Origin of the sequence: Chamaesiphon sp. VAR_48_metabat_135_sub (genome assembly GCF_031418915.1) — a bacterium.
Taxonomy (GTDB): domain Bacteria; phylum Cyanobacteriota; class Cyanobacteriia; order Cyanobacteriales; family Chamaesiphonaceae; genus Chamaesiphon.
The window spans coordinates 1-12,456 of the sequence record NZ_JANOJV010000068.1 but is presented as its reverse complement, the minus strand read 5'-3'; the positions used below and the strand labels follow the sequence as shown (position 1 = coordinate 12,456).

Below are 12,456 nucleotides of genomic sequence, written 5' to 3'. Positions count from 1 at the left end.
TAATTCAAAAACGCTACTACTATTGCGGTCTAGTTTTTGATGATGCACGCACAATGTTGCTGAGTTTAGGTGTTGGTCGTTTAGCCCCAGATTACGATTAATTTGACTATTATTAGACAACTTTGCAACAGCCATTGGTGTGTGATATAACTACTAAAGTAGAGAATACGACTCACCATCAGGCTTTTGGGAGGAGCAGCACTTATGACCTATCAGGAAATTATCGAGCGGATCGAAAGTTTACCAGTCGAAGAGCAGGACGATTTATTTGAACTAATCCGCAAACGTCGCAGTCCGCAGAGCGGAGGCTACGCCAACGAGCAGCGGCGAACTGAAATTGCCAAAGAAGGCGAACGATTGCGTCAAGCCGTAAAAATGGGGACAGCTAAGAGTTTTGATAATGTTGAAGATTTAAAATCGTATCTGTTCGCGGATGACGAAGAATGATTTTAGTTCCCGATCCGAGTTTCAAGAGAAGTTTGAAACGATTAACCAGAAAAAATCCTCAATTAAAGGAGAAGGTATCAGAGATTTTAGATCTGTTGAGTGCAGATCCTTTTACTCCATCTTTAAAATCTCATAAATTAACTGGGCAATTAGATGGATGGTGGTCTTGTACTGTTAGTTATGATTGTCGAATTATTTTTGGTTTCGAGCAAGATTCGGAGACTGGTCAGGAGCGAATTCTATTAATCGATATTGGTAGCCATGATGAGGTTTATTAACGCCAATTCGTACTCGATTAAATAACTCATCAGACACCCAATCCGAGTCTTTTCATTGCCTCTGCCGCCGAAATACCGCGAGTTCCCGATCTTCTGCGGTTCTGAATTTCTAAAAGCTCTTGTTTGAATTCTTCCTTAACGGTCAAACCTCGATCTGGATCTGGGAGGAGATCTCCTAGTGCTTCGACAACAGTTTCTCGAATCAGGGTTTTGAGTTCATCAGTCGTGAGGTCTTTGACTTGCATAGGTATCGATCCATAATAACGACTCTGACTCAAGTTTAGCTTAAACATCCTTGGTGTAGCTTTTGGTGAATCAGAGCGGAATGTGGGGTGAGGAGAAGATTACCTTCAAGAACTCAAACAAGATCCAGGTGACGAACCCAATTCTGATGCCTAATCTTGACTAGTTTTTGCTCCTAGTAATATTCTAGGGGCTTTCTTGCTTTTAAAACAAGTTTAGAAGGAGATTATGCATAGTTCTGTTGTTATACCTGCTTACTATCGGATTTTTGAGATCCGAGGCAATGCTTGGATCGTAAAAACTTCCGAAGTATTTTATAATCCCAGTTCTCTTCCTTTTGATGCCAATGATATCGAATCAAATTTCGGGATCTCCAAGCGTCAAGTCGTTCTTGCCCTGCATCAGCAGTTTAATGCCCAGCAAGGTTATTACCTCGCCGATTTAATTCAAAAACGCTACTACTATTGCGGTCTAGTTTTTGATGATGCACGCACAATGTTGCTGAGTTTAGGTGTTGGTCGTTTAGCCCCAGAGTACGATTGATTTTCGATATCGATCGATTCGCATCATTAACATAGACGAGATCGGATACTCGATCGCTTGTCAATAAATGCTAGGCGAAGGTGTGGAAAAATGGTAAAATAATCATGGTTAATAGCAATATTTTATCGGACTATTAGGTGATTTTTTATGACTACGCTCGATCGGGCATTGGCAACATCCACGATCGAGTCCATTGACATACCTGATTTTGAACGATATTTATAGAACCCATTGGAGATCTTCTGGTGGGGGATGGCGGGTTCGTTCGATATCAATTGTACCGATCGATAGTTGCTAGCATAAACTCGCCCCTACAGTCGATCTAAATTGAAGCAACTTTCTGGACGATGTTCTACCGGAATTGACAAGCTCTAATCCCATTTTGTTGTGATGCTTGAAAGCCTAAGAGTACAGCCTGAGCGCGTTGCTCGGGGGTACCGTGGTGTTGACGGTTATTAAATTCATAATCACCAACCTGATAAGCAATCTGGGCGATTTGTTGAATGTCCTGTCGATCGAATGTGACAGTAGGCATCGCACCCATGTAAAATCCAGCTAAACAATCAGCTTGGAGTTCGATTTGAGTAATATTTCTCGGTCTAAATCCGCCAATTGTCTGCGCTGCATGAGCATACTCATGGGAAAGAATATAAGCCAACGCCGCATCCCCATATTTGTATGCCATCTGAATATGTTGGCTGGTAATGTAAATCGTATTGTTGCGAGTACAGTATAGACTGCCCGATATTCGTCCACAAGGACTGGATACACCATTGGGTACATTCCATCTCACTTTAGGGTTCGATCTGGTAGCATCGACTTGGCGCAAGCCCACGTATGTAGCTTTTAGGACTACTTCTGGTCCTAACTGGCTTGCCTGGAGTGGAATATTTGTGGCAAGTGCGGTAATTAGAGCAATACTCGCGCGAGTGAGGAATTTCCCCAGGTTCATATGGGTAGAGGGTGTTGGGGTGTGGAGAGGGTGGGGATTGTGGGGGGTGTGGGAAGGATGGGGAGATAAAAGAACGCTTGCGTTCCAACTCACTATTCACTTTCAACTTTCTGTGCAACTTTCAACTTTCAACTATCCCTACTCCTAAAAATAAACTCAGCGATCGCCAGATCCACTGGAGTGGTAATTTTGAGGTTGGTTTCTTCACCTGGGACGATGGTAACAGGTAAATTGCATTTTTCAAATAATGCGGCATCATCAGTCACTTCCCAGCCGAGAGTGCGTCCTTGTTCGTGACAGGATTTGAGTAATGATACTTCAAAACCTTGGGGGGTTTGAGCTGCCCAAAGATTGGCTCTGTCGGGTGTATCTACGACTATTCCCATCTTGTCTACAACTTTAATTGTATCTTTGACGGTGACAGCGGCAATTAGCCCAGGACAGGTCATGAGAACAGCGGCACATCGATCGAATAAATCTGGTGTTGCCAAACATCTCGCCCCATCATGAATTAATACTCGTTCTACGCCCTCTGGTAAGCCTTGTAAGCCGTTATAAACGGATTCTTGTCTAGTAGAGCCACCCTGAATAAGTTGGACGGGTTTCGACAGAGATATGTTGCCGAGGATGTCTTCGAGATCCGATCGATCTTCTGGTTGTCCGATAATCCCAATCCAACTAATCGATGCAGCATTTTCGGCAGCGATCAGCGTCCAAGCTAATAATGGTTTGCCAAGTAGGGTGATAAGCAGCTTGTTGCGATTGCTACCCATCCGTTTCCCCATTCCAGCAGCGGGAATTAGTAAGTGCATGTTTCTAGACTTTAGGTGTTAGGTTTTAGGCTTTAGGTAACTCCGTGATGGATATTTACCGATCGCTTTTTCTTGATGAAGGAGAGGGTTGTTGCAAATAGTTGTAAGCAATTGTGGATAGCTGTTGAACTAATTCAGGCGCATTAGAGTTGCGTTGAGGGTGGTTCATGAGGATTATGGCAATGTATTTTTTACCTGTGGGTAATTCGATTAAATTAACATTACCTGTTTGGCGATCGATCTTCGCACCCGATCGTAAATCTTTGGGTAGGATGGTGTTGCTCATCATGCTCAAAATTTGGCTACGGGAAGAAGCTGAGACAATTTTACCGCGAGCGATTGCCATCATCGCTCGAGCTAGTTCTCGCGTTGTAGTGACATTTGTCCCGTCCAGATCGGGAAGTGGACGATGAATGCTCGTAACGGCGAGTCCCCAATCCCGAAATCGTTGATTTAAAGCTGCTGCACCACCTAATCGATCGATTAACAGATTGGTTGCAGTATTGTCGTTGACGGTCATCATTTGATTTACCGCAGTGAGAATGCTCGATCTCTGGCTCCCCGCAATCTTCAGTTTTTCGGTGAGCTGCACTTTTTGGGCATCGACATCCTGAAACAGGGCAATTAAAATCGGTAATTTAATCGTACTGGCCGCAGGTAAGACTCGATCGGCTCCAAATTCGCTATATTCGCCGCTATCGATCTCCACAAATAAATAGCTGGGATCTAGGGAGCTATTTTTTGCTTTGCTGGAGCCAATCGCCGCTTGAAGCTGACGTTTGAGTTCGAGACTCGATCGAGTGAGTGTGAGACTATCGATCTGTAAAGATTTGGGCGATAGTAATGGTGGCTCTACTTTCGCAGCAATTTGTTGCTTGGGCGGATTCGAGATGGAGATCGCGGTACCTGCAATCGTACTTGCACCCAATCCACAAATCACTAGTCGCACTAAATGAATAAATAGTGAGACAGATGGTTGAGATTGCTGTTCTGGTGAAGATTCAATCTTTCGCGCTCGCTGTTGACGAGGCTGCTGACGTGGCATTTGTTTTCGGCGTGATGGAGGCATCGATTTACGCCGATGGCGAGAATTAGCAGCCATTGTTTAGGTGCGGGATTTAAGTCCCTTTTCTTTACTTTTACTTACTACTTACCCAACTCCTGCGATCTATTTGCCGCCGCAACCACAGCTTCAATTAGAGCCGATCGAAAACCTGCTTGTTCTAATTTAGCAACTCCAGCAATTGTGGTACCACCAGGACTAGTCACCCGATCCTTTAACTGAGCGGGGTGGAGGTGAGACTCTTTTAACAGTGTTGCAGTGCCTAAAACGGTCTGTAAGGCGAGTCGATCGGCAATCTGACGTGGGAGACCTGCAGCTACGCCCCCATCGGCTAGAGCCTCGATCGCAATGGCGACATAGGCTGGTCCCGAACCCGACAATCCAGTTACGGCATCCATCAAAGATTCGGGGACAGTTACTACTTCCCCAACAGCTTGAAAAATTTGCGTAGCCACATCTAATTGTTCCGCCCGAACATAAGTCCCCACCGAGATTGCCGTTATCCCCATCCCTACTGTTGCTGGCGTATTTGGCATGGCGCGGACTACGGCTCGATTCTCATTCTGAGAGGCTTCGCCAACGGGAAATGCGCGTTCTAGTTGGGCAATACTAACTCCTGCCAGGATCGAAATCACCAACTGTGCGGGATTAATTTGAGATAAGTCTGCCACAACTTTATCGAAAACCTGCGGCTTGATTGCCAGTAATAATACTGGAGCCATTGCCGCCAAATTATTGTCATCAGTTACCTGCACTCCATATTCTTGCTGGAGCAGTTCTCGTTGTGAGAGTGTCGGTTCGCTGATGAGGATATCGGTACTTTGATAAGTACCCTGAGCAAGTAGGCGGGATACAATTGCACAACCCATTACCCCGCCACCGATAACACCTAATTTGATGGACATAAGTTAGTGAAAGTCTCCGAACTTGTCACAGTTGCCATCAATCACAATCGCCAATTTACTGAGCTACTTGGAGTGGTTCGCTGCCCCATGCTGGCACTGTTTGGTTAGTCCGAGTGCTCCGAGTTGCCTGGTTTGTTGGTGATTGTCTTTCTACCACGTCATTAACGATATTGGTAGGAGTGCTAACCTGGACACAATTTGGTGTGAACAGGAAGATATTATCACCAATCCGTTCGTAGTGACCGTCGATCGCATAAGTCCCGCCAGCGACAAAATCTACCGAGCGTTGGGCTTCTTCTTGACGGATCAGTGTCATGTTGAGGATGACCGACTTTCTCTGGCGCAGAGCGTCAATTACTTGTGGCATCTCTTCAAAAGAACGGGGTTCGATCAAGATCATTTCTGATACTCCATGCATGATACCGGGCATCCCGACCACATTATTGATTTTAGTGGCACTGCGTGTTTCCCCAGCCCGCCGGACATTACGGCGTTCTTCTTCAACTGGTTGAGCGATTTGCTCTTCAGGTGGCTGGTATTCTCCGCGATAAGCATGATCGTCTGTCTCGTCGTAATCGCCGTAATCCTCTTCATTCAAGCCCATAAAGTCTTTGAATTTATTTAAAACGTTCACCTTTAACTACTCCTGCGCCCTGTGGTGGTATAGATGCTTTTTATCGTGAAATGTTGCCTAATGATGCTTTCATAGGCTTGCTCATCGATCGAGCCAGAACAATTCACGATCGCTGCCTAATACATTGAGAATAGTATCACAGAATTTGTCTTAACTCAGCCATTCTGCTGAAGCAATTTTTGAATTTATCAACTATTAAATAAATACCTCGATAATTTGTTTTTTGATGTATTATATGGGTTGGTATACATATTATATACATTTTTAGGTCGAAGATTGAGCTTCAAAGTTTGTAGCGATCTCCAAAAATGATACTCCCCAGCCGAATAATTGTCGCACCCGCAGCAACAGCGGGTAGGTAGTCCCCAGACATGCCCATCGATAGTTCGGAGATCTGGAGATTCGAGCGGTTCTGTTGGCTAATTTGCTGACTGAGATCTCGTACCCGCTCGAAAAATTGTTGAGTTTGGGCGATATTTAAGCCCAATGGCGGAATTGCCATCAAGCCTCTAACTTTGAGATGTTGACAGGTATCAATTTCGGGTAAATCCGCCAGCAGCTCGGGAATCGTCCACCCAAATTTATTGGGATCGGGTAAGATTTTGACTTGGAGACAGATATTGGGGCTAGTTGCTAATTCCGCAGCGACTCGATCGATCTGTTGTACCAATTTCAGGCTATCGACTGAGTGAATCCAATCAAATATCTGTAAGGCTTTTCGGACTTTATTCCCCTGCAAGTGTCCGATGAGATGCCAACATATATCGGGTAAGTCGGCTAATTTTTGCTGTTTTGTCTGCGCTTCCTGAATCTTGCTTTCGCCAAAATCCCGAATTCCGACTGCATAAGCCTCTCGCATCAGGTCTACAGATACGTACTTACTTACCGCCATCAACTTGACAGAGGCTGGTAAATCTCGACGAATAGTCTCAATGTTATCGGCGATGGACATATCGAGGATAGTGGATAGTGGATAGTGGATAGTGGATAGGTGATAAAGCCTAAAGCCTAAAGCCTAATACCTAAAGCCTAATAACTAATTTGCCTAACCTGGAAAATTTTGTTGCATCATTGCTTGTAATTCTTGGTATTCTTTAATTTGACCGTTGCGACGGAGAAAGAGAATTCGCATATCGATCGTTAGACGAGCATCCGCACGAGTTACAGGTTGAAAGGATAATCCGGTAGAAGTGTTGGCGACGAGAAAAAAAATTCGCTGTGCATAGAGAGTGGTAAATAGTTCTTGATTTTCCTCAACGACACAGATCCGATAGAGCAAGCCAAATGTAGGATGGTTGAGGTAGTTTTCGGAAGTCATTAAGTAGGGGGGAGGGGGGAGCGGGGAGCGGGGAGCGGGGAGAATAGGATAACCTTGAATTCAGCAATGGCTGATTTGCTAAAGCTTATCCCCTAACTTATAATACCCAAAGCAGAAATTTGAGCAGCAGCTTTCTGGAGAGATTCGCGCCACTCTTGTTGGGGATGGCTGTCGGCGACGATTCCGGCTCCGACTTGTCCCCAGACTGTGCCTTCATGGTACAGTAATGTCCGAATCAAAATATTTAGATCGAGATGACCACGCCTGTCGAGATAGCCGCAGGAACCGTAAAATAGATTGCGGGGGAATGGTTCGAGTTCGGCGATGATTTCCATACATCTCACTTTCGGACATCCAGTAATCGTTCCACCTGGAAACATAGCGCGAATTAGATCGATCGAGTCAAACTTAGGATCTAACTCGCCGATAACATTACTGACTAGGTGCATGACATGACTATACCGCTCGATCGACAGTAATTCATCAACTTTCACGCTACCCCACCGACAGACACGTCCGAGATCGTTGCGTTCGAGATCGACTAGCATAATATGCTCGGCAATCTCTTTCTCATTTGTTAATAATTCTTCAGCTAATTGCAGGTCTTGCGTTGGACTTTGACCGCGTTTTCTAGTTCCGGCGATCGGTCGAGTTGTGGCTTGCTGTTGTTCCAATTGTACCAGTCTTTCGGGCGAACAACTAATCATCGATCCCCAGGGTGTTTGCCAATAACTCGCAAATGGAGACGGGTTGATGCTTTGCAATCGTTGATAGATTTCCCAACTATCGAGATTGGTTTGGGTGCTAAACCGCAGGGATAAATTAGTTTGAAAGATGTCGCCAGCCTGAATATACTGCTGGGCTTGGAGAATTGCTTGTTGATACTGGGCTTCAGATGTGAAGAAATGCAGATTTGCTGCGGCTGGATCTGCGGAACTAGATGGTGCTGGCGAAGGAGAAAGATCGCGATCTAATTTAAGGACTAAATCGTCTAATTCTGCGGCTGTTGGTGCTGATAAATATAATACTTGTTCCCAGTGGTCTAAAATAGCAAAGGCACTGGGCGCATACCAATAAGCGACAGGAAACGGTAATGGATCTAATAGTCGCTGTGGTAGTTGTTCGATTTCCCATGCGAGTTCGTATCCCAACCATCCCAACCAGCCACCAGTAAAAGGTAGATGGGCTGGTAAATCCAATCTTGCTTGACTATTTGGAGTAGATAATAAGCCCCGCAAACAATCTAAAATTTCCCCGACTCCTGGGGTGAAAATCTGGGGTTGTTGGTTAATAACTTGTGGCAATCCGGCACAAATTGAGTATCTTGTCAATACAGATCGAGTGGAATTGTTAACTGGGCTTTCTAATAAGGTAGCAATTCGATCGTGTCTAAATAATCGATCGAATATTTCTGAGCCAGTTCGATTTTTGAGAGGAAGAGGTAAATACAAAACTTTGATAACTAATAATTGATAATTAATTAGGATCTGTAGCTGGCTTTGTTTATACTGTCAATTAAAACGAAGCTAGATATTTAACGTTAGTTTCTCCTTACGGAGAGGCTACGCCAACGGGTTAAGGTCTCCATGTGCTCATTCCTAGCTCCGCTCTACACCACCTGGGGATCAATCCCCAGGCTAATAGATCAAGCCCACTAAAGTGGACTGGCTAATCTTTAGTCCACTTTAGTGGACTTGATCTGCGAGCACCGCACTTCAGTCGCGGGCGGGTAAAGAACGAAGCCAATATCCTTAACCCGTTGGCGTAGCCTCTCCGTAAGGAGAAACTCACGTTATTTAATTTGAACTCGCCCAACCCAGAGTTATTTTTTGGGGTGGGCGGATTTGTTTTACCATTTTCTATAGGTTGCAGGAATTTCCAGCATAAACAAAGCCAGCCACAGTCCCGTGAATGATACTTTTCACACAAATTGACGACCGACAATAAATCTAGCAGCCCAAAAGATGAATAGAAATACCATTGCAAAAAAATCAGCTTTACCTAACTTTAATTGATGCCATTCAACCTTGTGGGTGTTAGGAGTTGTGAAGCCGCGTACCTGCATGGCGATCGCGATTTGCTCGGCTCTATTTAGCAGATTCTCTAATAGTTTTTCTGAGACAGTCAGCCAAACTTTAGCACTATTTTTTATTCCTAACTTTTGCCAATCGATCGAGCGAGTATAGATCGATCGAACTAAGTTTTGAATCTCTTCTAATACCAACGGAATAAATCGCAAAGCAAGTGTAAGTGTGAGAGCAATCTCCGTTACCGGAACCTTATAACGACGCAAGGGAGACATCAAACTTTCCAATCCAGTCGTAATTTCTTCTGGCGAAGTAGTAAGTAGATAAACAGTGGTACTGTAGACCAAAGTAAAGATCAGACTACTAGCATAGATTGCATTATCGAGCGATTTTTTGGTGATTTTGAAATGGAGTCCACCAGCATCAATTTTAAATAATACATATTGATAAGGTTGGACAATTTCTAGTCCGGTATCAGGGGGAGATCGGAGTTGATGGGTAACATTGATACTATCTGGCGAGAAGATCCCCACCAGAAAAATTGCGCCACCAACTAGTAATAACCAACCCATCTGCTGTTTGAGTGCGCGCCAGGGGATACCAGCTAGGATACTGACAATTACCAACAATCCGACTAAACTCAATTTCCACATCGCACTAGCGAGAATTGGAGCTAGCAAAAAGCTCACCAACCAGCCGAGTTTAACTCTAGGATCGAGACGATGCAACCAGGTGATTGGCTGTTCTAAATATAATCCAATGGGTAGCGAGCGGAGTAGATCCATCTAGGAGTTGAGAGTTGAAAGTTGAAAGTTGAAAGTGAACCACTCAGAGTTATTTAGCTTCGTTTGAAGCTTTTACCCCCCAACCCCCTTATAAAGGGGGGCTTTGCTCCCTCCCCTTTACAAGGGGAGGGCTGGGGTGGGGTAAAGATCTCCGCAGGTTTTAGGCTATTTCATCGTCTTAACTCTGGTTGCGCGGTTAGCAATTTTCTCGCCTTCGCGTTGCTTCTTCCCGCGCCAGAGGAGGCGAAGGGGAGTACCTGCGAATCCGAGTTGAGTCCGAAACTGGTTTTCGATATAACGACGGTAGTTATCATTAAACCGCGAAGGGTCGTTGACGAATAGCGCGATCGTCGGTGGTTGAGCACTAACTTGGGTACCATAGTAGACTTTACCCTGTTTACCCTGACGAGTAACGAGGGGATTGTGCCAAGATGTCGATTCCTCAAGTACTTGGTTGATCGTTGCAGTACTAACACGACGACGGTGTTGTTCGACTGCTCGATCGACTACTTCTAAGATCTTATCAACACGTTGTCCAGTTAACGCACTGACGAAGATATTTTCTGCCCAATTGGTAAAAGCGAGACGACTATTTAACTGATCTTGATAATCATAAATCGTATAGGAATCCTTTTCGACAGCATCCCATTTATTGATAACGATTACACAAGCACGCCCTTCTTCGGCAATTCGCCCAGCCAGTTTTTGATCCTGCTCGGTAACGCCATCGATCGCATTTAAGACCAGTAGCACTACATCACAACGATCGATCGCTTTAAACGCCCGATTAATCCCAAAAAATTCAGGGCCATAATCGACGTTTTTCTTGCGCCGAATTCCCGCAGTATCAATTAACCGATAATTGGTATTATTGCGGGTAATTACGGTATCGATCGCATCGCGAGTAGTTCCAGAAATTGGACTGACGATCGCCCGATTTTCACCGAGGAAAGCATTCAATAAACTAGATTTACCAACATTTGGTCGTCCGATAATCGCGATCCGAATTTCTGGTTCATCGACCTCATCAATGACAGGTAAATTGAGAATTAATTCGTCTAACAATTCCCCAGTACCACTACCATGAATACTCGATATCCCATAAGGTTCGCCAATACCTAACTGCCAAAAATCAGCAGTTTGGAGCGAACCAACGGTTTCCGATTCACACTTATTGACGGCTAAAAAGATCGGAACTTGCTGAACGCGCAACCAGGAAGCAATTTCCCGATCTCCGCCAGTAATTCCTTCTTGTCCGTCCACCACGAAAATCGCCGCACTAGCCTGTGCAAGGGCCGTCATCGCCTGTTCGCGAATCAGTGGGAGAAATTCCGTATCATCATCAAACACAAGCCCGCCTGTGTCTACAACCACAAACTCACGATCTTGCCAAAATGCCCGACGATATGTACGATCGCGGGTAACTCCTGGCTCATCATGCACGATCGATTCCCGTGCGCCCGCCAAACGATTGACGAGTGTGGATTTACCCACATTGGGACGACCTATAATAGCAACGATCGGCAGCGACATAAAATTCTGAGAACAAGAGAGCAATATTATAGTTTATCGCGATTTAGAACAGGATGTGAGATCGTCAAGCACATATTTTTTGTCAATATCGTTAACGCCGCTTCTGTCATGAAGAATCGCGTTAGAATAATCTTGCTGAAAAATATTCTTTAATCTATGACTTCGATCATGATGACCACTGCAAATTCGACTTGGATGTGGCGTGGATATCAGATTAATTATCGGACTGCTGGATCGACGGGAGCAGCCGTATTACTCATCCATGGCTTTGGTGCTTCGGTCGGACACTGGCGCAAAAATATTGATGTACTAGCTGAAAATTGTCGATGTTACGCGATCGATTTAATTGGATTTGGAGCTTCTGCTAAACCAAAACCTGGAGCAGAAATTGAATATACTTTTGAAACTTGGGGCGAGTTAGTTGTTGATTTTTGTCGGGAAGTAATTGGCACTCCGACAATTTTGGTTGGTAATTCGATTGGGTGTATTGTCGCGCTGCAAGCTGCGGTCACAAATCCAGCAGCTGTCCGAGGGGTCGCATTGCTCAATTGCTCTTTACGGTTGTTGCACGATCGCAAACGAGTCGATATGCCTTGGTATCGTCGTTGGGGCACACCAGTCCTCCAGTCTATTCTCAACATACCAGCGATTGGTAATTTTTTCTTCGATCGGTTGGCTCAACGCAAGGTCGTTCGCAACATTTTATTGCAAGCCTACTATCGACCAGAAGCTGTCAGTGAGGAACTAATCGATATCCTGATGGCTCCAGCCAAAGATGTTGGCGCAGCAGAAGTATTTTTGAACTTTACGGCTTATTCTTGGGGACCATTGCCTGAAGATCTATTACCCCAATTATCCTGTCCGGCGATCGCGATTTGGGGTGCTGCTGATCCGTGGGAACCGGTAGAATTAGGGC

15 protein-coding genes are annotated in these 12,456 nt (G+C 44.9%); 4 read left to right on the top strand and 11 right to left on the bottom strand.

From position 1 onward, the window contains the following. Positions 1-204 precede the first annotated feature (204 nt). Complete coding sequence (locus tag RMO55_RS05590) at positions 205-447, top strand: hypothetical protein (RefSeq protein ID WP_310424671.1); 243 nt, start codon at positions 205-207, stop codon at positions 445-447. Beyond that, a complete protein-coding gene (locus RMO55_RS05585) occupies positions 444-725 on the top strand; it encodes a type II toxin-antitoxin system mRNA interferase toxin, RelE/StbE family (protein ID WP_310424669.1) in 282 nt (93 codons plus the stop codon). The genes RMO55_RS05590 and RMO55_RS05585 overlap by 4 nt, the downstream gene beginning before the upstream one ends. A gap of 29 nt (positions 726-754) precedes the next feature. Here the strand turns inward: RMO55_RS05585 and RMO55_RS05580 are convergent, their stop codons facing one another. Then, positions 755-970, bottom strand: coding sequence for a hypothetical protein (locus tag RMO55_RS05580; protein ID WP_310424667.1), 216 nt, complete (start codon positions 968-970; stop codon positions 755-757). Between the two features lie 226 nt (positions 971-1,196). On the opposite strand from RMO55_RS05580, the gene RMO55_RS05575 reads away from it, so the two are divergent. Further along, entirely contained in the window at positions 1,197-1,511 is a 315-nt protein-coding gene (locus tag RMO55_RS05575; RefSeq protein WP_310424665.1) for a hypothetical protein, read from the top strand. Positions 1,512-1,863: 352 nt separating this feature from the next. Here RMO55_RS05575 and RMO55_RS05570 read toward each other — a convergent pair whose 3' ends face one another. From RMO55_RS05570 to der, 10 genes are all read right to left on the bottom strand, one after another. Next, entirely contained in the window at positions 1,864-2,463 is a 600-nt protein-coding gene (locus tag RMO55_RS05570) for a metalloprotease (protein WP_310424663.1), read from the bottom strand. Positions 2,464-2,591: 128 nt separating this feature from the next. Continuing rightward, positions 2,592-3,275, bottom strand: a complete 684-nt coding sequence (ispD, locus tag RMO55_RS05565) for a 2-C-methyl-D-erythritol 4-phosphate cytidylyltransferase (RefSeq protein WP_310424661.1) — start codon at positions 3,273-3,275, stop codon at positions 2,592-2,594. A 55-nt stretch (positions 3,276-3,330) separates the two neighbouring features. After that, entirely contained in the window at positions 3,331-4,377 is a 1,047-nt protein-coding gene (locus RMO55_RS05560) for a serine hydrolase (RefSeq protein WP_310424659.1), read from the bottom strand. A 44-nt stretch (positions 4,378-4,421) separates the two neighbouring features. After that, positions 4,422-5,243: a pyrroline-5-carboxylate reductase gene (proC, locus tag RMO55_RS05555; protein ID WP_310424657.1), complete on the bottom strand. Its 822-nt coding sequence runs from the start codon at positions 5,241-5,243 to the stop codon at positions 4,422-4,424. Between the two features lie 55 nt (positions 5,244-5,298). After that, complete coding sequence (locus RMO55_RS05550; RefSeq protein WP_396134186.1) at positions 5,299-5,877, bottom strand: cell division protein SepF; 579 nt, start codon at positions 5,875-5,877, stop codon at positions 5,299-5,301. Positions 5,878-6,160: 283 nt separating this feature from the next. Further along, entirely contained in the window at positions 6,161-6,829 is a 669-nt protein-coding gene (locus RMO55_RS05545) for a YggS family pyridoxal phosphate-dependent enzyme (protein ID WP_310424655.1), read from the bottom strand. Positions 6,830-6,922: 93 nt separating this feature from the next. Then, the gene (gene pipX, locus RMO55_RS05540; RefSeq protein WP_310424653.1) at positions 6,923-7,195 is read right to left on the bottom strand and encodes a transcriptional coactivator PipX; all 273 of its coding nucleotides are present in this window, start codon (positions 7,193-7,195) and stop codon (positions 6,923-6,925) included. Between the two features lie 92 nt (positions 7,196-7,287). Next, on the bottom strand, positions 7,288-8,646 hold the full coding sequence (locus RMO55_RS05535) for an anthranilate synthase component I (protein ID WP_396134185.1): 1,359 nt from the start codon (positions 8,644-8,646) through the stop codon (positions 7,288-7,290). Positions 8,647-9,116: 470 nt separating this feature from the next. Then, positions 9,117-10,007 (bottom strand): energy-coupling factor transporter transmembrane protein EcfT, encoded by an 891-nt coding sequence (locus RMO55_RS05530; RefSeq protein ID WP_310424651.1) that lies wholly within the window; start codon positions 10,005-10,007, stop codon positions 9,117-9,119. Between the two features lie 165 nt (positions 10,008-10,172). Continuing rightward, entirely contained in the window at positions 10,173-11,540 is a 1,368-nt protein-coding gene (gene der, locus RMO55_RS05525) for a ribosome biogenesis GTPase Der (protein ID WP_310424649.1), read from the bottom strand. Between the two features lie 156 nt (positions 11,541-11,696). Here der and RMO55_RS05520 point away from each other — a divergent pair. After that, positions 11,697-12,456 (top strand): alpha/beta fold hydrolase (locus tag RMO55_RS05520; RefSeq protein ID WP_396134184.1); only part of this gene is annotated, 760 nt, incomplete at its 3' end.